The organism is Pseudomonas sp. ChxA (genome assembly GCF_030263855.1).
Lineage (GTDB): Bacteria > Pseudomonadota > Gammaproteobacteria > Pseudomonadales > Pseudomonadaceae > Aquipseudomonas > Aquipseudomonas fluorescens_CB.
Genome location: NZ_JARPMK010000001.1, coordinates 992,819 through 1,014,629, shown reverse-complemented (window position 1 = coordinate 1,014,629; position 21,811 = coordinate 992,819). Strand labels below are relative to the sequence as shown.

18 protein-coding genes are annotated in these 21,811 nt (G+C 58.8%); 8 read left to right on the top strand and 10 right to left on the bottom strand.

The genetic code is table 11. The annotated features are described in order from the left end of the window. Window positions 1-21 precede the first annotated feature (21 nt). A complete protein-coding gene (locus P5706_RS04500; RefSeq protein ID WP_285678646.1) occupies window positions 22-348 on the top strand; it encodes a chorismate mutase in 327 nt (108 codons plus the stop codon). Between the two features lie 177 nt (window positions 349-525). Then, on the top strand, window positions 526-1,611 hold the full coding sequence (locus P5706_RS04495) for a type I restriction endonuclease (protein WP_285678645.1): 1,086 nt from the start codon (window positions 526-528) through the stop codon (window positions 1,609-1,611). A 205-nt stretch (window positions 1,612-1,816) separates the two neighbouring features. Here the strand turns inward: P5706_RS04495 and P5706_RS04490 are convergent, their stop codons facing one another. Continuing rightward, window positions 1,817-2,107 carry a DUF3077 domain-containing protein gene (locus P5706_RS04490; RefSeq protein WP_056858235.1) on the bottom strand — a complete coding sequence of 97 codons (291 nt, stop codon included), beginning with the start codon at window positions 2,105-2,107 and terminating at the stop codon, window positions 1,817-1,819. A 428-nt stretch (window positions 2,108-2,535) separates the two neighbouring features. On the opposite strand from P5706_RS04490, the gene P5706_RS04485 reads away from it, so the two are divergent. Beyond that, a complete protein-coding gene (locus tag P5706_RS04485; RefSeq protein ID WP_200431485.1) occupies window positions 2,536-2,889 on the top strand; it encodes a hypothetical protein in 354 nt (117 codons plus the stop codon). A gap of 107 nt (window positions 2,890-2,996) precedes the next feature. Then, entirely contained in the window at window positions 2,997-3,485 is a 489-nt protein-coding gene (locus tag P5706_RS04480; RefSeq protein ID WP_285678644.1) for a GreA/GreB family elongation factor, read from the top strand. On the opposite strand, the gene gdhA is transcribed toward P5706_RS04480, so the two are convergent. Then, window positions 3,482-4,819: an NADP-specific glutamate dehydrogenase gene (gene gdhA / locus P5706_RS04475; RefSeq protein WP_200431483.1), complete on the bottom strand. Its 1,338-nt coding sequence runs from the start codon at window positions 4,817-4,819 to the stop codon at window positions 3,482-3,484. The genes P5706_RS04480 and gdhA overlap by 4 nt on opposite strands. A gap of 349 nt (window positions 4,820-5,168) precedes the next feature. Then, window positions 5,169-6,833, bottom strand: a complete 1,665-nt coding sequence (ettA, locus tag P5706_RS04470) for an energy-dependent translational throttle protein EttA (protein WP_285678643.1) — start codon at window positions 6,831-6,833, stop codon at window positions 5,169-5,171. Between the two features lie 284 nt (window positions 6,834-7,117). Between ettA and P5706_RS04465 the strand changes: the two genes are divergently transcribed. Beyond that, on the top strand, window positions 7,118-10,969 hold the full coding sequence (locus P5706_RS04465) for a sensor domain-containing protein (protein ID WP_285678642.1): 3,852 nt from the start codon (window positions 7,118-7,120) through the stop codon (window positions 10,967-10,969). A gap of 230 nt (window positions 10,970-11,199) precedes the next feature. After that, the gene (gene glyA, locus P5706_RS04460; protein ID WP_200431480.1) at window positions 11,200-12,453 is read left to right on the top strand and encodes a serine hydroxymethyltransferase; all 1,254 of its coding nucleotides are present in this window, start codon (window positions 11,200-11,202) and stop codon (window positions 12,451-12,453) included. Window positions 12,454-12,638: 185 nt separating this feature from the next. Here glyA and yjiA read toward each other — a convergent pair whose 3' ends face one another. From yjiA to P5706_RS04445, 3 genes are all read right to left on the bottom strand, one after another. Continuing rightward, on the bottom strand, window positions 12,639-13,646 hold the full coding sequence (gene yjiA / locus P5706_RS04455; RefSeq protein ID WP_200431479.1) for a GTPase: 1,008 nt from the start codon (window positions 13,644-13,646) through the stop codon (window positions 12,639-12,641). A gap of 72 nt (window positions 13,647-13,718) precedes the next feature. Further along, a complete protein-coding gene (locus P5706_RS04450) occupies window positions 13,719-13,916 on the bottom strand; it encodes a YbdD/YjiX family protein (RefSeq protein WP_003176208.1) in 198 nt (65 codons plus the stop codon). A gap of 15 nt (window positions 13,917-13,931) precedes the next feature. Continuing rightward, window positions 13,932-15,998, bottom strand: a complete 2,067-nt coding sequence (locus tag P5706_RS04445) for a carbon starvation CstA family protein (RefSeq protein WP_056858228.1) — start codon at window positions 15,996-15,998, stop codon at window positions 13,932-13,934. Window positions 15,999-16,172: 174 nt separating this feature from the next. On the opposite strand from P5706_RS04445, the gene P5706_RS04440 reads away from it, so the two are divergent. Then, window positions 16,173-16,541, top strand: coding sequence for a PilZ domain-containing protein (locus P5706_RS04440; RefSeq protein WP_200431477.1), 369 nt, complete (start codon window positions 16,173-16,175; stop codon window positions 16,539-16,541). A gap of 36 nt (window positions 16,542-16,577) precedes the next feature. Here the strand turns inward: P5706_RS04440 and radA are convergent, their stop codons facing one another. Genes radA through P5706_RS04425 form a run of 3 tightly spaced genes read right to left on the bottom strand, consistent with a single transcriptional unit; the run spans window position 16,578 to window position 20,119 of the window. After that, window positions 16,578-17,945: a DNA repair protein RadA gene (radA, locus tag P5706_RS04435; protein WP_056858224.1), complete on the bottom strand. Its 1,368-nt coding sequence runs from the start codon at window positions 17,943-17,945 to the stop codon at window positions 16,578-16,580. A 35-nt stretch (window positions 17,946-17,980) separates the two neighbouring features. Then, window positions 17,981-18,520, bottom strand: a complete 540-nt coding sequence (locus P5706_RS04430) for an ankyrin repeat domain-containing protein (RefSeq protein ID WP_285678641.1) — start codon at window positions 18,518-18,520, stop codon at window positions 17,981-17,983. A 57-nt stretch (window positions 18,521-18,577) separates the two neighbouring features. Continuing rightward, on the bottom strand, window positions 18,578-20,119 hold the full coding sequence (locus P5706_RS04425; RefSeq protein ID WP_200431475.1) for a catalase: 1,542 nt from the start codon (window positions 20,117-20,119) through the stop codon (window positions 18,578-18,580). A 287-nt stretch (window positions 20,120-20,406) separates the two neighbouring features. On the opposite strand from P5706_RS04425, the gene mscL reads away from it, so the two are divergent. Continuing rightward, on the top strand, window positions 20,407-20,823 hold the full coding sequence (mscL, locus tag P5706_RS04420; RefSeq protein WP_017737414.1) for a large-conductance mechanosensitive channel protein MscL: 417 nt from the start codon (window positions 20,407-20,409) through the stop codon (window positions 20,821-20,823). 45 nt (window positions 20,824-20,868) lie between these two features. On the opposite strand, the gene P5706_RS04415 is transcribed toward mscL, so the two are convergent. Further along, window positions 20,869-21,645, bottom strand: a complete 777-nt coding sequence (locus tag P5706_RS04415; protein ID WP_285678640.1) for a ferredoxin--NADP reductase — start codon at window positions 21,643-21,645, stop codon at window positions 20,869-20,871. Window positions 21,646-21,811 lie beyond the last annotated feature (166 nt).

Sequence of the window (21,811 nt, the reverse complement as noted above, 5' to 3'; positions counted from 1 at the left end):
GCAATCAGGAGCTCCATCAACATGGCTGTTAACTGCACCACCCTTGAACAAGTCCGCGAAAACATCGACCGCCTTGACCAGCAAATCGTCACCCTGCTGGCCGAGCGCGGCCACTACGTTTCCCAGGCGGCGCGCTTTAAGAAAGACGCCGATGGCGTCAAGGCGCCGCAGCGGGTTGAACAGGTGATCGCCAAAGTGCGGGGGTTATCCGAGGCGGTGGGCGCCAACCCTGAGGTGACTGAGCAGATGTATCGCGCAATGATTGCGGCGTTTATTCAGCAGGAATTGGCTGAACATGCAGTCCTAACTAGCCCAGGAAAACCATCATCAGCACACACAAACTCGTAGTCTGCTTCTAACCTATTGATAAATAGACAGGAAATTTCAGACAGTTTTTTAGCTTTTTTCAGTCGAGCAAAACAGGCTCTTACTTCATTCTCTTTGTGGGGTTTTGTGACTAGTATCGGATGGCAATCAAATTGCCATCCCATCTATACACGGATCTGAATAGGTAAGAGGCTCACCATGGATTTCTTTGAAAAGCTAACCAGTTTGGCAGCGAAAGTTCGGTTACAAGGCCCTGCCATTCAAACAGAAGAAGCGACAAAAAATGCTTTCGTAATGCCTTTCATCAACACCGTATTGGGCTACGACGTATTTGATCCACAGGAAGTGACGCCAGAATTTGTCTGTGATGTAGGGACGAAGAAAGGCGAAAAAATCGACTACGCAATCATGAAAGGAGGTGAAGTCCAAATACTCATCGAATGCAAAAAAATCGGTGAGTCATTGAGCATCAACCATGCCTCACAGCTTTTTCGGTATTTTCACGTTACAAGCGCAAGAATTTCAATTCTCACCAACGGCCAGGTCTACAGGTTTTTTACTGACTTGGACGCCCCTAATAAAATGGACGAAAAGCCATTTCTAGAGCTCGACCTACTGGACATTGATGAGTACGCCGTACCTGAGTTGATCAAGCTCACCAAGTCGGCTTTCGATGTTGACTCGATCATCAACGCAGCCGGGGAGTTGAAATACGTCAGCCAACTCAAAAAACTCATCGGAGCTCAAGTTAGCAAGCCAGAAGATGATTTCGTGAAATTCTTCGCATCCCGTGTCTACGAAGGTGTAATCACACAGAAAGTGCGCGAACAATTTTTCGAACTGACACGAAAAGCGTTAGCCCAATATTTGAACGATCAGATCAACGATCGGCTGAAGTCTGCAATGAGTGGCGCGATCCAACCGACAATGGCATCACTCCCCGTCGCAAACAGCGCGAATGCAGATACGCAGGATAGGGACGAGTCAGAAGACAAGATTCTGACGACGCTTGAAGAGCTGGAGGGCTATCACATCGTTCGCGCACTGGTCCGATCCGTAGTCGATGCAAAGCGCATTGTTCAACGAGATACCCAAAGCTATTTTGGGATACTGCTGGACGACAACAATCGCAAACCTATTTGCCGCCTTCACTTTAATCGCAGCCAGAAGTACATCGGGATATTTGACGAAGATAAAAATGAGACCCGACACGCGATTTCATCAATCGACGAGATTTACGAGTATGCAGATCAACTGAAAAAAACAGTGGGCTATTACGATTGAAGGCTGCACAGCTCTAACTGAAACCATCGACAACCCTGTGGCGAGCAGGCTTGCCCTGCGTTGGGCTGCGCAGCAGCCCCAAAATAGTCAACCGAGGAGTGCCAGATACACCGCACTCCTCCTTATTGGGGCCGCTTCGCAGCCCAACGCAGGGCAAGCCCGCTCGCCACGACAAGCGTGATCGCCACAACGATAGTGTCAGGCTTTAAGTTGTGGGCGTCATCGCTTGGGTGAGGTCGTCGACGACGGCTTTGCCCATCTCACACAGGTAATGCGCGGCCCAGGCGTATTGCTCGCCGCGCACGTCCATGGCGGCTTCCATGGCGAGTTTTTTTGAGTAAAACAGCAGGGTGGAGGCGTGTTCCAGGGCTTGCTCGATGGGCATGCCGGCATTGATGCGGAACAGTGGTTTTTGGTTTTCGCCATAGTCGCCAAAGGTGACGACGCCGAGGGTGGTGATTGAGGACAGAGGTGGATCGGGGACGACTTTAGACATGGTGTTTCTCTTAGGTTAAGTAAGTAGAAACTGCCGCGCCATGTCGCTAAACATGGAGAGGTGGCAGCTGTACGCGGGTTAGCGAACCGGTAACCTAGAAACCCGGTAGACCCGAAGGTCTCCCGCGCACAGCCGCCATAACACGATAAGGCAGGCAAACATGCCGACCAAAATTGTTGAGGAGGTCGTATCTACGTTTCTCGGGTCGCTAAACCCAATCGCTGTTTTACAGCGACCCGAGGAGGCTAGACACTCAAATCCTATGACGCAATAGGCCAACGATTCTCTAGGAAACGTCCTGCAAGTTAAAGGGAATCGTCGTTAATGGCCCTTTAACTCAACACTTTTCTCACCGCCCTTTCACGCCTCCCCGACAAATCCCTGACTAGACTTCCCCTATCAGCCGTAAAGCGGCCAGGGAGTACGCCATGTGGCGGTCTGCGGTAATGCTGTGTGCGCTAGTGTGGTTGTCGGGTTGCCAGTCCACCCATCAGGATTTAATCGCCAAGGGTTATCCTCCGGCCTTCGCCGATGGCTTTGACGACGGTTGCAGCAGCGGTCGCCAGGCCGCGGGGGTGATCAGCGGGGAATTTCGCAAGAACGTACCGCGTTATCTCAAAGACCGTGAATACGCCGAAGGCTGGGAAGACGGCTTTCGCCAATGCAAGGCCATGCGCGAGAACGAGGAGCTGCGCGACTACAAAGACAACCACTGGGATGACCGTGAACGCGCCTGGCAGCAGGAGAAGGACCGTGACGCGGCCCGCGTCTATCGCCCGTAGTAGGTGGTTTTTCTGAAAAGTGGACGCAGAGCGTCCAAGGCTGCATGCCCACGCGTGGGAACGATCGCGGGGGGAGCATGGCCCAACCTTCATAGAAGGAGAACGCCATGAGCCGAGCTTTTGTAAATGAGGACAACGCCGCCGCCCAGGCCGATCAGCCGGTGGAGCGCCTGGTGAGTGAGCAACCCAATCGTCTCACCGCGCAAGGGTTGGCGCAGTTGCAGGCCAAGGTTGCGCAGTTGCAGCAGGAATACAGCCTCGAATCCGCCAACGACAATAAGCAGCGCTTGGCGGACCTTGAGCGGGATTTGCGCTACTTCAACCAGCGCGTGCAAAGCGCCCAAGTGATGGCACCGGCCACCTCCACCGATAAGGTACAGATCGGCAGCTGGGTGACCTTTGCCAACGACCAGGACGAGCAGCAACGCATCCAGTTGGTGGGCGAAGACCAGGCCGATGCCCACGCCAACCTGATCAACTGGGGCTCACCGCTGGGCCGCGCATTGCTGGGCGCCCAAGTGGGCGACGAGGTGCTGTGGAAGCGCCCCGTCGGCGATCAGTTGATCGAAGTGCTGCGCGTCGAGCCTGAGGTTTAGACGATGCCTTGAGCGAGCATCGCATCGGCGACTTTCACAAAGCCCGCGATGTTCGCGCCCTTCACGTAATTCACCCGGCCGTTTTCTTCGCCGTAGTGCACGCAGGCGTGGTGGATCGACTGCATGATGTTGTGCAGCTTGCTGTCGACTTCGCCAGCGGTCCACAGCAAGCGCATGGCGTTCTGCGACATTTCCAGGCCACTCACGGCCACGCCACCGGCGTTGGAAGCTTTGCCCGGCGCGAACAGAATGCCCGCCTCGATAAAGATATCCACAGCCTCCAAGGTGGTCGGCATGTTGGCGCCTTCGGCCACGCAGAGACAGCCGTTGCGCAGCAACGTGCGGGCGGCTTCGGCATCGAGTTCGTTCTGGGTGGCGCAGGGCAGCGCGATATCGCAGGCCAACGTCCAAGGGGTTTGGCCTTTGCGGAACTCCAGGCCAAAACGCTCGGCCAGTTCACTGATGCGCCCGCGTTGCACGTTTTTCAGCTCCAGCAGCGCCGACCATTGCGCCTCGGTCAAACCACTTTCGGCGTACAAGGTGCCTTCGGAGTCGGACAGGGAAACCACCTTGCCGCCCAGGTCCATGACTTTGCGCGCGGCGTATTGCGCGACGTTGCCGGAACCCGAAACGGCTACGCGCTTGCCTTCCACCCGCTGGCCGTTGCGCTTGAGCATTTCTTCGGCGAAGTACACACAGCCGAAACCGGTGGCTTCAGGGCGGATCAGGCTGCCGCCGTAGGTCATACCTTTGCCGGTCAGCACTGAGGTGAACTGGTTGCTCAGACGTTTGTACTGGCCAAACAGAAAACCGATTTCACGCGCGCCCACGCCAATATCGCCGGCCGGCACGTCCACGTCGGCGCCGATGTGGCGGTACAGTTCACTCATGAACGCCTGGCAGAAGCGCATCACTTCGGCGTCGCTCTTGCCCTTGGGGTCGAAGTCCGAGCCGCCTTTGCCGCCGCCCATGGGCAGCGAGGTCAGGGAGTTTTTGAAGGTCTGTTCGAAGGCGAGAAATTTCAACACGCCCAAATTCACCGAAGGGTGAAAACGCAGGCCGCCTTTATAAGGGCCGATGGCGCTGTTCATCTGGATGCGAAACCCGCGATTGACCTGAACCTTGCCGTGATCATCCACCCACGACACCCGAAAGGTGATCGCGCGTTCCGGCTCGCAGATGCGCTCCAGAATGCCCGAGGTCAGGTAGTGGGGGTTGGCTTCGAGAAACGGCCACAGGCTGCGCAGGACTTCTTCTACGGCCTGGTGGAACTCCGGCTGGTCGGGGTCGCGTTTCTTGAGGCGCGAAAGGAAGGATTCGACAGATTCGATCATGGAGAAGTCTCGGCAAATTGATTGTTTTTAAATGAGATTGAGCCGGACCTTAGCAATTCATGTTGCACCTGAAAAGCGCAAAATGTCGCCTTTGTGAATTTAAATGGTGCTTTATATATAAATTACTGTGGTTTTTTGCACCAATAAGGGGATTTCAAATCAGTAAATGCACCAACCGTGAAACCGCTATCGCAGCCAAGCCAGCTCCCACATTTGATCGGGTTGCCAATTCGAAAGGCGGTCGAAGGTGGGAGCTGGCTTGCCTGCGATGAATCCACCTCGGTCTTCCTGAAACACACGCAAAAAAAAAGCGGAGCCCGAAGGCTCCGCTTTTTCAAACCAGCCCAACTCAGGCCAGTTTTTTGTGCCGTACACGGTGCGGCTGGGCAGCAGCATCGCCCAAACGCTTCTTACGGTCCGCTTCGTACTCGGTGTAGTTACCTTCGAAGAACACCGCTTGGGAGTCGTCTTCGTAGGCCAGGATGTGCGTCGCGACGCGGTCAAGGAACCACCGATCGTGAGAGATCACAATGGCGGCGCCCGGGAAGTCCAGCAGGGCTTCTTCCAGGGAACGCAGGGTTTCAACGTCGAGGTCGTTGGACGGTTCGTCGAGCAGCAACACGTTGCCGCCTTCTTTCAAGGTCAGGGCCAGGTGCAAGCGACCGCGCTCACCACCGGACAGGTCCTTGACGAACTTCTGCTGGTCGCCGCCCTTGAAGTTGAAACGGCCGACGTAGGTGCGCGACGGGATCTCATAGTTGCCGATGCGGATCTGGTCCGAACCCTCGGAGACTTGCTGGAATACCGTTTTGCTGCCGTCGAGGTCTTCACGGCTCTGGTCCACACAGGCCAACTGCACGGTTTCACCGATCTCGATGGTGCCCGAGTCCGGGCTTTCCTTGCCCATCAGCATGCGGAACAGTGTGGATTTACCCGCACCGTTACCCCCGATAACGCCGACGATCGCGCCTTTTGGCATGGAGAACGACAGGTTGTCGATCAACACGCGGTCGCCATAGCCTTTGCAGACGTTCTTGAATTCGATGACCTTGTCACCCAGGCGCGGGCCGGCCGGGATGTAGATCTCGTTGGTTTCACTGCGCTTCTGGAATTCCTGCGATTGCATTTCTTCAAAGCGTTGCAGACGTGCCTTGGATTTGGACTGGCGGGCCTTGGCGCCTTTGCGCACCCACTCCAGTTCTTCCTTCATGGCTTTTTCGTGGGCCGATTGCTGCTTGGATTCGGCGGCCAGACGGTCGGACTTGGCTTCCAGCCAACCGGAGTAGTTGCCCTCGTAAGGGATACCGGCGCCACGGTCGAGCTCGAGGATCCAGCCGGCGACGTTGTCCAGGAAGTAGCGGTCGTGCGTGATCGCTACCACGGTGCCCGGGAAATCGTGCAGGAAGTGCTCCAGCCAGGCGACGGAATCGGCGTCCAAGTGGTTGGTCGGTTCGTCGAGCAGCAGCATGTCGGGAGCCGACAGCAGCAGGCGGCACAGGGCCACACGGCGTTTTTCACCGCCGGAAAGGAATTCGACCTTGGCATCCCACGCAGGTAGACGCAGCGCGTCGGCGGCGACTTCCAGCTGGCGCTCCAGGTTGTGGCCGTCGCCAGCCTGCAGGATGGCTTCGAGCTTGGCCTGTTCGGCGGCCAGTTTGTCGAAGTCGGCATCTTCATCGGCGTAGGCGGCGTAGACCTCGTCCAGGCGGGCCTGGGCGTTCTTGATCACGGCCACCGCTTCTTCGACCACTTCACGCACGGTCTTGGTCGGGTCCAGGATCGGCTCTTGCGGCAGGTAGCCGATGTTCAGTTCGGGCATCGGGCGGGCTTCGCCTTCGAACTCGGTGTCGACGCCGGCCATGATTTTCAGCAGCGTGGACTTACCCGAACCGTTGAGGCCGAGCACGCCGATCTTGGCGCCGGGGAAGAAGGACAGCGAAATGTTTTTCAGGATTTCCCGCTTCGGCGGAACAACTTTTCCCAGCCGATGCATGGTGAAGACGTATTGAGCCATGGTGAACCTAGCGTCAGTGACTGATGAATTAAGCGGGCGAAGCCCGTGCAGGCCATGCGCCGCGCGGGCCGTTGACTATCATCAATGCCTGCGAGCGGGAAAAGCCTGAATGTCTGGGGCTGGAACGCCCCCGCGTAACCGGCAAAGCTACCTGAATGCGCTTGGGCAGTCCAGCCAACCGGGGCTGGCACTTTGCCACAAGGCAAGGCATGCTAGCCGCCCTCCGGGCGTCCGGCTTATAGTGCACGTCGCGCGCCAGTCCAGCCAAACCGCAGGATCACAGCTTGTCCAAAGTCACGCCGCCAACGCCCCTGCGCGCCGCTCATATAGCGCCGGGCGCGCCCCTGCACGGCACTTTTAAAGGCGCGTTGGCGATGCTGGTGCTGGTGCTGCTGGCGTTATTGTTCTGGCAACTGCTGGACCAACTGCAGCAAAACCAGAAAAACCAACAGCAATACACCATCGACTACAGCGCCGACCTGGCTGAACAAATCAGCCTGAACATGGCCCTGAGCGCCAAAATCGCCCTGAACCTGCTGCCGATGGTCGAGCCGCCGCGCAACGAGGAACAGCAACAAGCCTTGATGCGCACCTTGCAACGTTCGCTGCCGGAGCTGCGCAGTTTTGCCCTGCTCGCCCCCAGCGGCGCGCTGATCAGTGACAGCGCCAAAGACAGCCAGGACCGCGCCTGGCTCGAAGAACTAGTGCAGCGCAGCCACTCGCAACCTTATTACCTGAGCAACAACCCCGACGGCACCCTGATCTATTTGTTGCTGCAGCAGCCCAGTGGCGGCTCGAAAATGTACTGGGCCTTGCGCCTGGCGCCCAACTACCTGAGCAACCTCACCCGCCAGGACGGCCAGGGCCAGCGGCCGATGTGGGCCATCGAAAACCGCCTGAACCACCGTGTGATCAGCCGTGACAATGGCATGCCAGCACAGTGGGCCACGGCATTGACGCCGGATGAGTTGAACAAAAGCGTACTGGTTACGCCCCTGAGCAAAAGCGACTGGCAATTGCGTGGGCTGTTCGACCGCAGCGCAGTGCTGGAACAACTGCTGCCGGCGTTTATCGGTAAATGCCTGCTGGGCCTGGCGTTCTCGCTGATCCCGCTGATCGTTTTGCTGAACATGCGCCGCCGCCAGCGCCAGGTGCATGAAGGCCGCCGGCGTTATCAGGACATTTTCGAAGGCACCGGCGTGGCCCTGTGCGTGCTGGACCTGTCTGGGCTCAAGGCGTTTTTTGACAAGTCCCACGTGCAAACCCGCGAGCAACTAAAGGCCTGGTTGCACAACAATGCCGCAGAACGCCAGCAACTGCTTAAGGAGTTGCGCATTACCGAAGTCAACCAGGTGGCCGTGCGCCTATTGAATGTAGGCTCATGCGAGGAAGCCTGGGAACGCCTGATCGATGATTGCCCACGCAACGCCACTGCCATCGGCTATCAAGTGCTTGAGGCGGTGCTGACCCAGCAAAAACAGCTGGAGCTGGAAATCCAGCTCAATGACGTCGCCGGCAACGATCAGTACCTATGGCTGGTGATGCGCCTGCCGGAGCAGCAGGACGACTTCAAGGCCGTGATCCTCAGCATCAGCGATATCACCAGCCGCAAGCTGATCGAGCTGTCGCTGGTGGAGCGCGAAAGTTTCTGGTCGGACGTGGTGCGCACCGTGCCTGACCACCTGTATGTGCAGGACGTGATCAGCCAGCGCATGATCTTCAGCAACCACCATTTGGGCCACACCCTCGGCTACAACAAGGCCGAACTGCAGCAAATGGGCGAGTACTTCTGGGAAATCCTGCTACACCCCGAGGATGCCGAGTATTACCACGACTTACGCCTGCAACAGCGCGAGGTCGGCTACACCACCCAACTGCAATGCCAGCTGCGCTTTCGCCATCGCAATAACCAGTGGCGGCGCTTTGATATCCGCGAGCAAGCGCTGGCGCGGGACAAAACCGCGGTGGTCACGCGCATCATCGGTGTAGCCAAAGACATCACCGACCAGATCGAAGCCAGCGAGTCGCTGCGTGACAGCGAACAGCGCTACCGCATGCTGGCCGAAAGCATCAGCGACGTGATCTGCTCCACCGACAGCCAGTTGGCGCTCAACTACATCAGCCCGTCGGTGAATGCCGTGCTGGGTTATGACGTCGATTGGGTGTTCAAGAACGGCTGGCAGTCGATCATCGCCAACCCACAGCAATTGGCCGGCATTTACAGCCTGGTGGAACAGGTCAGCCGTGCCTTGGGCGACCCCGTCGCGCTTAATACGCTGCGCGATGACGTGCACACGCAACTGTTCCTGTTCGACTGCCTGCGCGCCGATGGCCGCAAAGTGCCAATCGAGCTGCGCCTGGTGCTGGTGTGGGACGAACACGGCGCGTTCGAAGGCATCCTTGGCGTGGGCCGTGATATCAGCCAGCAACGCCGCGCCGAAAAAGACTTGCGAATGGCGGCCACGGTATTCGAGCACTCAACCTCGGCGATCCTGATCACCGACCCGGCCGGTTATATCGTGCAGGCCAACGAGGCGTTCAGCCGGGTCAGCGGCTATGCCGTGGCGGATGTGCTCGACCAGTTGCCCAACATGCTCACGGTGGACGAACAGCAGGAAGCCCACCTGCGTTACGTGCTCAAGCAGCTGCATCAGCACAGCACCTGGGAAGGCGAAGTGTGGCTCAAGCGCCGCAATGGCGAGCATTACCCGGCCTGGGTCGGCATTACCGCCGTGTTCGACGATGAAGGCGACCTGGCCAGCTACGTGTGTTTCTTCAGCGACATCAGCGAGCGCAAGGCCAGCGAACAGCGCATCCACCGCCTGGCGTATTACGACGCCCTGACCCACCTGCCCAACCGCACGCTGTTCCAGGACCGCCTGCACACCGCGTTGCAGTCGGCCGAGCGGCAGAAGTCGTGGGTGGTGCTGATGTTCCTCGACCTCGACCGCTTCAAGCCGATCAACGATTCCCTGGGCCACGCCGCCGGCGACCGCATGCTCAAGGAAATGGCCACCCGCCTGCTGGGCTGCGTGGCCGAAGACGACACCGTGGCACGCATGGGCGGTGACGAGTTCACATTGCTGCTGCAACCGCGGGTCAGCCGCGAAATGGCGTTGAACCGCGCAATTACCGTGGCCGAGCAGATCCTGGCGAGCCTGGTGAAGCCGTTTGTGCTGGAGGGCCGCGAGTTCTTTGTGACCGCCAGTATCGGCATCGCCTTGAGCCCGCAGGACGGCAACGAGCTGAGCCAACTGATGAAAAACGCCGACACGGCGATGTACCACGCCAAGGAGCGCGGCAAGAACAACTTCCAGTTCTATCAAGCCGACATGAACGCCAGCGCCCTGGAGCGTCTGGAGCTGGAAAGCGACCTGCGCCATGCCTTGGACCAGAACGAATTCGTGCTGTATTACCAACCGCAGTTCAGCGGCGACGGCAAGCGCCTGACCGGCGCCGAAGCCTTGCTGCGCTGGCGTCACCCACGCCGTGGTCTGGTGCCGCCGGGGGATTTCATTCCGGTGCTGGAGGAATTGGGGCTGGTGGTGGACGTGGGCGACTGGGTGATCGCGGAAGCCTGCCGCCAGCTCAAGACCTGGCACCAGAACAAGGTGCGCGTGCCGAAAGTCTCGGTGAACATCTCGGCGCGCCAATTTTCGGATGGGCAGTTGGGCGAACGCATCGCAACCATTCTCAAGGACACCGGCCTGCCGCCGGCGTGCCTGGAGCTGGAGCTGACCGAAAGTATCCTGATGCGCGAAGTCAACGAGGCCATGCAGATCCTCGCCAGCCTGAAAAACCTGGGCCTGAGCATTGCAGTGGACGACTTCGGCACCGGTTATTCATCGCTCAACTACCTCAAGCAATTCCCCATTGATGTGTTGAAGATCGACCGCACCTTTGTCGACGGTTTGCCGTCCGGCGAGCAGGACGCGCAAATTGCCCGCGCGATTATCGCCATGGCCCACAGCCTTAACCTGGCGGTGATCGCCGAGGGTGTGAAAACCCATGAGCAACTGGATTTCCTGCGTGAGCATGGTTGCGACGAGGTGCAGGGTTATCTGTTTGGGCGGCCGATGCCGGCGAATCGGTTTGAGGCGCAGTTCAGTAACGACGCGCTGTTCATGTTCGACTGAAGCCCAGTGGTGGGGCTGATGGCCGCATCGCAGGCAAGCCAGCTCCCACATTTTGAATTGTGAACACCTTCAGGTGTGGGAGCTGGCTTGCCTGCGATAGGGCCAGTACAGGCACCGCCCATCCCTGGATGAGCCCCACTTGTCCGCGACATGATGTCCTTTCATATGCCATCTAAAACCCATTGAGTTAGAATGCCTTCCTTTTCTGCCCCCGATCCTTGAGGACCGCCATGTTCAGCCGTGATTTGACTATTGCCAAGTACGACGCCGATCTCTTCGCTGCCATGCAGCAAGAAGCCGTGCGCCAGGAAGAGCACATTGAACTGATCGCTTCGGAAAACTACACCAGCCCTGCGGTGATGGAGGCTCAAGGTTCGGTTCTGACCAACAAGTACGCCGAAGGCTACCCAGGCAAGCGCTACTACGGTGGTTGCGAGTACGTCGACGTGGTTGAACAGTTGGCCATCGACCGTGCCAAGGAACTGTTCGGCGCCGATTACGCCAACGTCCAGCCACACGCCGGCTCCCAAGCCAACAGCGCCGTGTACCTGGCCCTGCTGCAAGGCGGCGACACCATTCTGGGCATGAGCCTGGCCCACGGCGGTCACCTGACCCACGGCGCCAGCGTTTCCTCCTCCGGCAAGCTGTACAACGCCGTTCAGTACGGTATCGATGCCAATGGCCTGATCGACTACGACGAAGTCGAGCGCCTGGCCGTTGAGCACAAGCCAAAAATGATCGTGGCCGGTTTCTCTGCCTACTCGCAGATCCTCGACTTCCCGCGCTTCCGCGCAATCGCCGACAAGGTTGGCGCGTACCTGTTCGTGGACATGGCTCACGTAGCCGGTCTGGTCGCCGCTGGCGTCTACCCGAACCCGGTGCCATTCGCTGACGTAGTGACCACCACTACCCACAAGACCCTGCGCGGTCCACGTGGCGGCCTGATCCTGGCGCGCGCCAACGCCGAGATCGAGAAGAAGCTCAACTCCGCGGTATTCCCAGGCGCCCAAGGCGGCCCACTGGAGCACGTCATCGCCGCCAAAGCGATCTGCTTCAAAGAAGCCCTGCAGCCTGAGTTCAAGACTTACCAGCAACAAGTGGTGAAGAACGCCCAGACCATGGCCAGCGTGTTTATCGAGCGCGGCTTTGACGTAGTGTCCGGCGGTACTGAAAACCACCTGTTCCTGCTGTCGCTGATCAAGCAGGACATTTCCGGTAAAGATGCTGACGCCGCCCTGGGCAAAGCCTTCATCACCGTGAATAAAAACTCCGTGCCGAACGACCCACGTTCGCCGTTCGTCACCTCCGGCCTGCGCTTCGGCACCCCGGCTGTGACCACTCGTGGCTTTAAAGAAGCAGAGTGCAAAGAGCTGGCCGGCTGGATCTGCGACATCCTGGCTGACCTTTCCAACGAAGCCGTGATCGACGCGGTCCGTGAGAAGGTCAAGGCCATCTGCAAAAAGCTGCCGGTGTACGGCGCTTGATTGCAGTTGCTTGAATAAAAAGCCCGGCTCTTGAGCCGGGCTTTTTTATGGCCGTTCTCAAATTGAAATACGGTTCAATGTGGGAGCTGGCTTGCCTGCGATAGCGGCCTGTCAGTTGGCACATCATTAGCTGACCCACCGCCATCGCAGGCAAGCCAGCTCCCACATTTTGAATGCATTTCAAGTCAGGGTTGGTAGACCCGGGCGAAGCCTTCGCGGATTTTGCCTTCCGGCAACTCATCGGCAATAAACACAATCACACTTTCGCGCGCCTCGCCCTCGGCCCACTCGGTGTCCCAATCGAAACCGTAAAGCTTGAGCACGCCCTGGAACACCATGCGCCGGTCTTCCCCGGCAATATTCAGCACGCCTTTGTAGCGCAGCAGTTGTTTGCCGTGGTCTTCCAGCAGTTCGTTCATAAACTCGCTGAGCCGATCAATATCCAGCGGCTGGTCGGTGCGCAGCACCAGGCTGGAAATGCGGTCGATGGACGGCGCGGCACTGACCGGGCGCAGGCTCATGCCTGCATTGAGGTTGAAGCCGCGTACGTCGAGCAGCTCGGCCAGGTCGATAGCGCCATGGTCAACCACCCGAATCGGCGCGCGGCGGTTGATGCGGGTCAGGCGCTCGCTGAGGGCGTCGAAAGTCGCTTCGTCCACTAAGTCGCGCTTGCTCACCAGCAGGCGGTCGGCGAAACCGATCTGGGCCTGAGCAATGGTCTGGGTCAGGTGATGCTCGGCGTGAGCCGCGTCCACCAAGGTGATGATGCCGTCGAGGATGTAGCGCTCGCGCAGCTCCTCGTCGATGAAAAAGGTCTGGGCCACGGGCGCAGGGTCGGCCAGGCCGGTACACTCGATCACCAGGCGGTCGAAGGCGATTTCGCCGCTGTCCAGGCGTTCGAGCAGCAGGTACAGGGCTTTGGTCAGGTCGGTGTGGATGGTGCAGCACACGCAACCGTTGGACAGGGTCATGACTTGCACCGGTTCGGCGCCCAACAGCTGGGTGTCGATGCCGGCATCACTGAATTCGTTTTCGATCACGGCGATTTTAAGGCCGTGCTCGGCTTTGAGCAGGTGGCGCAGCAAGGTGGTTTTGCCGGCGCCGAGGAAGCCGCTGAGGATGGTGACGGGGATGGGAGAGGACAAAAAATTCTCCTTGAAGGAACACAGAAACAAATGTGGGAGCAGACCCATGTGGGAGCAGGCAAGCCAGCTCCCACATAAAGCCTTGCTCCCACAGGGGGAAGCGCTAACCCGATTACCGGGCTAGCAGCACTTGGGCCCACCCTTGCCACCGTAACGGGCTTCCTGGCGTTCGCGGAAGAACGCCTTGTAGTCCATCATCGGTTTGTCCGGGTGTTTGGTTTGCATATGCTCGACGTAGGTGTCGTAGTCGGGCATGCCGACCATCAGGCGCGCGGCCTGACCGAGGTATTTACCGAGGCGACTGATGTCATTGAACATGGTTGCAATCCTCGTTTACGCGTCCGGTACAGCCTGGAACGGGGCTTCTTTGTCCGTGCGTTCTTTGTTGCCCCAGGCGGCGACGCCGACCTTGAGCGCATAGAACAGGATGCTGAAGACCACGAACAGGAACAGCGCCGTCAGCGTTGCGTTGGTGTAGGCGTTCCAGATCACGTGTTGCATCTGGTCGATATTCTTGGCCGGCGCGAGGATCTGGCCGTTGGCCAGGGCATCGCTGTACTTCTTGGCCAGCGACAGGAAGCCGATCGCCGGGTTAGCGTCGAACAGCTTGATGAAGCCTGCGGTCACGGTGCAGATCAGCAGCCAGACCGCTGGCAGCATCGTCACCCAAATGTAGCGCTGGCGCTTCATTTTGATCAGCACAACGGTCGCGAGCATCAGCGCGATACCGGCGAGCATCTGGTTGGAGATACCGAACAGCGGCCACAAGGTGTTGATGCCGCCCAGCGGGTCGATCACGCCTTGGTACAGCAAGTAACCCCACATCGCCACGCAACCTGCGGTAGCAATCAGGTTGGCGGTCCAGGACTCGGTACGCTTGAGCGACGGCACGAAGGAGCCGAGCAGATCCTGGAGCATAAAGCGTCCGGCACGGGTGCCGGCGTCAACTGCGGTCAGGATGAACAGGGCTTCGAACAGGATCGCAAAGTGGTACCAGAACGCCATGGTGTTTTCACCCGGCAGCACACTGTGCAGGATCTGCGCGATACCAACGGCCAGGGTCGGCGCACCACCGGCTCGCGCCAGGATAGTGGTTTCACCGATGTCATGGGCCACCGCCGTCAAGGCTTCCGGGGTAATTGCAAAACCCCAGCTGCTGACGGTTTGCGCCACAGTTACCACGTCCGCGCCGACAACCGCAGCCGGGCTGTTCATGGCGAAGTACACGCCAGGTTCGATCACCGAAGCGGCAACCATGGCCATGATCGCCACGAACGATTCCATCAACATTGCGCCGTAACCGATGTAGCGCGAGTTGACTTCGTTATCCAGCAGCTTGGGCGTGGTGCCCGAAGAGATAAGCGCGTGGAAACCGGAAACCGCACCGCAGGCAATGGTAATGAACAGGAACGGGAACAGGCCGCCCTTCCAGACCGGGCCGGTGCCGTCGATGAATTGGGTGAGGGCCGGCATTTTCAGCTCTGGCATGGTGACCAGGATGCCGATCGCCAGGGCAATGATGGTGCCGATTTTCAAGAACGTAGAGAGGTAGTCACGCGGTGCCAGGATCAGCCACACCGGCAGTACCGCTGCGACGAAACCATAGCCCACCAGCATCCAGGTGATCTGGATCCCGGTAAACGAGAAGGCCTTGGCCCACACCGGGTCAGCGGCGATTTGCCCGCCCAGCCAGATAGAACCCAGCAGCAACAGCACACCGATGACCGAGATTTCCCCAATCCGGCCCGGGCGGATGTAACGCATGTACACGCCCATGAACATCGCAATCGGGATGGTCGCCATCACCGTGAAGATGCCCCACGGGCTCTCGGCCAAGGCCTTGACCACGATCAGCGCCAGCACCGCGAGGATGATGATCATGATCAGGAAGCAACCAAACAGCGCGATGGTCCCCGGAATGCGGCCCATTTCTTCGCGAACCATGTCCCCCAGGGAGCGGCCATTGCGACGAGTGGACAGGAACAGCACCATGAAGTCCTGCACCGCACCGGCCAGCACCACGCCGGCAATCAGCCAAAGCGTGCCGGGCAGGTAGCCCATTTGCGCCGCCAGCACCGGGCCGACCAGCGGACCTGCACCGGCAATCGCCGCAAAGTGGTGACCAAAAAGAATGTGTTTGTTGGTCGGCACATAGTCCAGACCGTCATTGTTGAGCACTGCGGGGGTGGCCCGCCGTGGGTCGAGCTGCATCACATTGTTAGCGATGAACAGACTGTAGTAACGGTACGCAACCAGGTAGATGGCCACAGCAGCAACCACAATCCACAAGGCGTTGATCGCCTCGCCGCGGCGCAAGGCCACTACGCCCAGGGCGCACGCTCCTACAATTGCCAGCACCAGCCAGGGTAGGTGGCGTAGCAGGCTATTATTATTTTTCATTTTTATATTCCAGCCAGGGTGGACAGAAAGGACAGCCAGCCCGAGTTTAGCGCTGTTGGCCTTAAAGGCCACCCCCCTACGTTGGTCTAGAGCCTTGCGACAGCAAAAAAAGCAGAAATAAAAGCCCGGTAATGGCGCGGGGCTACAATCCCCTTATCTCCAGAGGGTTTGACCATGAGCGTACACCCGTCAGATCGGCGCCGTTTCCGGCGTATTGCCTTTGATGCCCGAACGACCATTGCGCAAAACGGCTGGAATTCGCCGGTGCAATTGGTGGACCTGTCGCTAAAAGGTTTGTTGGTGCAGCGCCCTGATGATTGGCAGGGCAATCGCGCTCAGCCGTTTGATGTGGATATCCGTCTGGATCCGCAGGCGCATATAAAGATGCAGGTAAAACTGGCCCATGATGATCATGGGCAGTTGGGGTTTGTGTGTGAGCACATTGACCTGGAGTCGATCAGCCATTTGCGGCGGCTGATCGAGCTGAACCTCGGAGATGAGGAAGAGCTGCACCGTGAGTTAGCGGCGCTGCTGGAAATCTAACAGCCAGCTCCCACATTGGTTTTGCAGTGGTACTGATTACTCGAACAAGGCATCCAGCGCCTGTTCCAGGCGCGTGACGCCAATAATCTTGATTCCCGGCGGCGATTCCTTCGGCATATTGCCCTTGGGCACGATCGCACGCTTGAAGCCGTGCTTGGCTGCTTCCTTCAAACGCTCCTGGCCGCTCGGCACCGGGCGCACTTCACCCGACAGGCCAACCTCACCAAACACCAGCAAATCATGGGGCAACGGCTTATTGCGCAGGCTGGACATCACCGCCGCCATCAGCGCCAAGTCGGAAGCGGTTTCCAGCACCTTGACCCCGCCGACCACGTTGAGGAACACGTCCTGGTCGTGGGTAGGAATGCCGCCGTGACGGTGCAGCACCGCCAGTAGCATCGCCAATCGGTTCTGATCCAGGCCGAGCGTGACCCGCCGCGGGTTGGCCAAGTGGCTGTCATCCACCAGTGCCTGAACTTCCACCAGCATCGGGCGGGTGCCTTCCCACGTCGCCATCACCACACTGCCGGGGACTTCTTCCTGGGCGCGGGTCAGAAAAATCGCCGAAGGGTTGGAGACTTCTTTCAAGCCTCGGTCAGTCATGGCGAACACGCCCAATTCGTTAACCGCACCAAAGCGGTTCTTCACCGCCCGCAGCAAACGCAGGCGGCCATCGGATTCGCCTTCAAAATACAGCACGGTGTCGACCATATGCTCAAGTACCCGCGGCCCGGCCAGCGCGCCTTCCTTGGTCACGTGGCCGACCAGGAAGATCGCCGTGCCGCTCTGCTTGGCATAGCGCACCAACAGCGCCGCACTTTCGCGCACCTGGGACACGCCGCCGGGTGCCGATTGCAGTTGCTCGGTGAAAATCGTCTGGATCGAGTCGATCACCATGACCTTGGGCTTTTCGATGCGGGCCGTGGCGATGATGCTTTCGATGCAGGTTTCGGTCATGACCCGCAGTTGATCCTGGGGCAAGCCCAGGCGACGGGCGCGCATGGCCACTTGCTGCTGGGATTCTTCACCGGTGACGTACAACGCCGGCATGCGGCTGGCGATGCTGCACAGGGTTTGCAGGAGGATGGTCGATTTGCCGATGCCGGGGTCGCCGCCGATCAGCACCACCGAGCCGTCCACCAGCCCGCCGCCCAGTACGCGGTCCAGCTCGCCGGACGCGGTGGAAAAACGCGGAATTTCTTCAACGCTGACTTCGGCCAACGTCTTGATCTGCGCCTGCTGCCCAGTCCAGCCGGCACGGCCGGTGGGAGCAGCAGCGCCGCCGCTTTCGATCATGGTTTCCGTCAGGGTGTTCCATGCGCCGCACTCGGTGCATTGGCCGGCCCACTTGGGAAAGGTCGCGCCGCACTCCGTGCAGCCGTACATGCGCTTGGCCTTTGCCATTTGAGAACCTCCAACCGAAAAACCGCGATGATAGCTCAGCGCGGCGCCGGGGTCCGGATTTCACCACTGGCCAAACGTGAAGCGCTGTTGCCAATCGGGTCTTCGGCGTTAAGGTCGGCACCTTTGGCCTTTAACTCATCCAGCAACTCAACACGCTTGAACAGCCCGGCGTACATGGCGGCGGTCTGCCCGGCGCCGTTACGCTGGTCGGGGTTGCAGTCGGTGGCGAGCAGGCGCTGGGCGATTTTCAGCTCGCCTTTGAAGATCGCGCCCATTAATGCAGTGTTGCCGCGCTTGTCCTGTACACAGGCGTCGGCGCCGGCGTTGAGCAGGCGCTCCACGAACGGCGCCTGGCCGTGGTAGGCGGCGAGGATCAGCGCGGTGTAACCCTTGTCGTCCTGGGTGTTGAGGCTGTAGCCGGATTCGATAAAGGTGTTGAGCATGGCAATGTCGCCACGGCGGGCGGCGTCAAAATAATAGTCTTGTAACTGTGCCTTGAGCGCGACCGGGTCGGGCGACTCGGCATGCGCGACAAAGGCCAGCATGGCCATCAGTAAACCGATAGAAATTCGCATGGTTTTTTCTCCTGCCAGGGGTCGACGCCCATCAGCGGGCGCCGACCGTCACCAACGTCAGTCAGTCAGTTTTTCTGCCAGCGCCTTGACGCGCGCCAAGTCACCTTTGGCCACCTTGGTCACGCCAGTGCCGTACTCAGGGTCAGCCTTGTAGAGGAACGACAGGATGATGTGCTTGCTCTCGTCATCGGTGGTGGCCAGGGAGCCGCCGAAGTTTTCAATCAAGTCCTGACGCTCTTTCTTGCTATAGGAGCGGTACAAGTCACCGGCCTGCTTGAAGTTCTGCTCGCGCTGGATCTTCGCCTGCTGGGTGCTGCCCGACAGCGCCGACTGGCTGTAACGCGCGGCTTGCGGCTCTTCACGCGGCAACAGACGGCTTGGCTGGTAGTTCACGCCCGTGGTGGTCTTGCCGGTGTTCATTGCGCCATCCTGGTTACCGTTGTTGACGGTGACACGGGGTGCGTTGATCGGCAGTTGCAGGGCGTTCGGCCCCAGGCGGTACATCTGCGTGTCGGCGTAGGAGAACACCCGGCCTTGCAGCAGGCGGTCTTCCGACGGCTCGATGCCCGGCACCAGGTTGGCCGGGGCCATGGCCACTTGCTCGGTTTCCTGGAAGACGTTGGCCGGGTTGCGGTTCAACACCATTTGCCCGACTTTGCGCTCGGGTACGTTCGGCCAGATTTTAGTGGCGTCCAGCGGGTCGAAATCAAACTTGGCCAAGTCCTCAGGTTTTAATACTTGGACATACAGGTCCCACTTGGGGAAATCCCCTTTATTGATATGGGTAACCAAGTCATTGGTCATATGGCTGTAGTCACGCCCCTGCACTTCAGTCACTTGCTTGGGGTCAAGGTTCTTGATGCCCTGCAGGCTCTTCCAGTGAAACTTGACGTAATGCACTTCGCCCTTGGCGTTGATCAACTTGTAGGCATGTACACCGTTACCGTCCATTTCACGATAACTGGCTGGCGTGCCGGAGTCGGAATACAACTCGGTGAGTGTGCGGGTGGACTCTGGCACATGGGAGAAGAAGTCAAAACGACGTGAGTCGTCGTCGAGGTTAGTGCGCGGGTCCGGTTTGAACGCATGGACCATGTCCGGGAACTTGATGGCGTCGCGGATAAAAAACGTCGGGAAGTTATTGCCCACCAGGTCCCAGTTACCTTCGCTGGTATAGAACTTGGTGGCGAAACCGCGTGGGTCACGCAGGGTTTCCGGGGAATGGTTGCCGTGCACCACCGCCGAGAAGCGCACGAACACCGGGGTGGCTTCACCGGCCGCGAAGACTTTGGCTTTGGTCAGATCGCTGAGGTTATCGGTGACGGTAAAGGTACCGTGGGCGCCGGTGCCACGGGCGTGAACCACACGCTCCGGGATGCGCTCACGGTCAAAGCGCTGCAGTTTTTGAATGAGCTGCACGTCTTGCAGCAGCACTGGGCCATTGGCACCGGCGGTTTGTGAATTCTGGTTGTCACCCACGGCGGCGCCGTTATCACGGGTCAGGTTGGCGGCTTGTACAGAAAGCGATAGCAGGCTGGCAGTGACCAATCCCAGCGCGTATCGCGCTGAAACAGGCCTGCGGCTCATTGACGTGTTCATCGGGGTTTCCTCTGGCTTTTTTAGTGCACATTCAGTTGTGCTTGCCAGAGGCTAGTGACCTGCGAGTCAGAAGATAAATAGAAAAACACCACCGGGCTGATTAAGAAAAAAGTGTGGTAAGCCCCTGAAGTAGCGAGTATTTCGCGCGCGATTGGTGGCACTTTGCAAACTATTTGCGATTTAATCGGTCGATAAAAATTGACAGTGTTAACGGTTGTGTCGAGCAAGCGGGCTACGACTGACTTACACTGACCTCCACCCTTCTCATCTGTAACAAGGAATAACCTATGGGCGTGATCAGTGAGTTCAAGGCCTTCGCGGTCAAAGGTAATGTGGTCGATATGGCCGTCGGTATCATCATCGGCGCCGCCTTCGGTAAAATCGTTTCCTCGTTTGTAGGCGACGTGGTGATGCCACCCATTGGTCTGCTGATCGGTGGTGTGGACTTCGGGGACCTGGCGATAACTCTCAAGGCCGCGCAGGGTGATGTGCCCGCCGTGGTACTGGCGTATGGCAAGTTTATCCAGAGCGTGATCGACTTCGTGATCGTCGCCTTCGCCATCTTCATGGGCGTGAAAGCCATCAACCGCCTGAAGCGCGAAGAAGCTGTTGCGCCAAGTCTGCCACCGACGCCGACCAAGGAAGAGGTGCTGCTGGGCGAGATCCGTGATCTGCTTAAAGCACAAAACGACAAGCCGCTTTAACCCGAGTTTGCTTGGAAAAGGCGCCTGTTTCAGGCGCCTTTTTTATTACCAGTAATTTTCTACCGCGACTTGCCCTGGGCGCCGGCTGAGGCTCAGTTGCAGGTCGCGCTGCTTGAGCAACTGGCGTGTGTCATCGACCATCTGCGGGTTGCCGCAAATCAGCACGCGGGAGTGCTCCGGCGTCAGTTCTACGCCGGCAGCGCGCTCTAACTCGCCATTCTCGATCAGCGTGGTGATGCGTCCGTTCAACGCCCCGGAATGTTGCTCACGGGTGACGATGGGAATGTAGGTGAGTTTGTGCGCGTATTCGGCCAGGTATTCGCGCTCGCCCAGCGTGTTAATCAGCGACTGATACGCCAACTCCTTGGCCTCACGGGCGCTGTAGACCAGCACGATGCGCTCGAATTTTTCCCAGACCTCGAAATCCTGCAGGATCGACAGAAACGGCGCCACCCCCGTGCCGGTGCCCAGCAGCCACAGATCACGCCCATCCACAAAGCGGTTCAAGGTCAGATAGCCTGTGGCCTGGCGCTCCACCATCAAGGTATCGCCGACCTTCAGGCGGCTTAATTCACTGGTGAACTCGCCACCCGGAACGACGATAGAGAAGAAGTCCAGGTGCTCGTCGAACGGTGAGGACACAATGGAATAAGCGCGCCACACCGTGCTGCCATCCGCCTTGGTCACGCCCAAGCGCACAAACTGTCCGGCGGTAAACCGAAAGCCCGGGTCACGGGTGGTGCGCAGAGTAAAGAGGCTGGGCGTCAGCGATTGCACCTCGAGCAGGGTCTGGCGGGTAAATTTCTCAGCACTGGCCGTCATGGGGGGCTCCGTTGAACAGGTGCCCTAGTGTCCCCCAAAGCCGCTGCGGGAAACACCGCTGGTTTGTACTGGCATTGCCAATGCGAGCGACCGCTCGGTTACACAACCAGTGATCGGATCGGGACTACCCAGTTCCAACTAATCATTTAGCTATTTCCAACCCTTC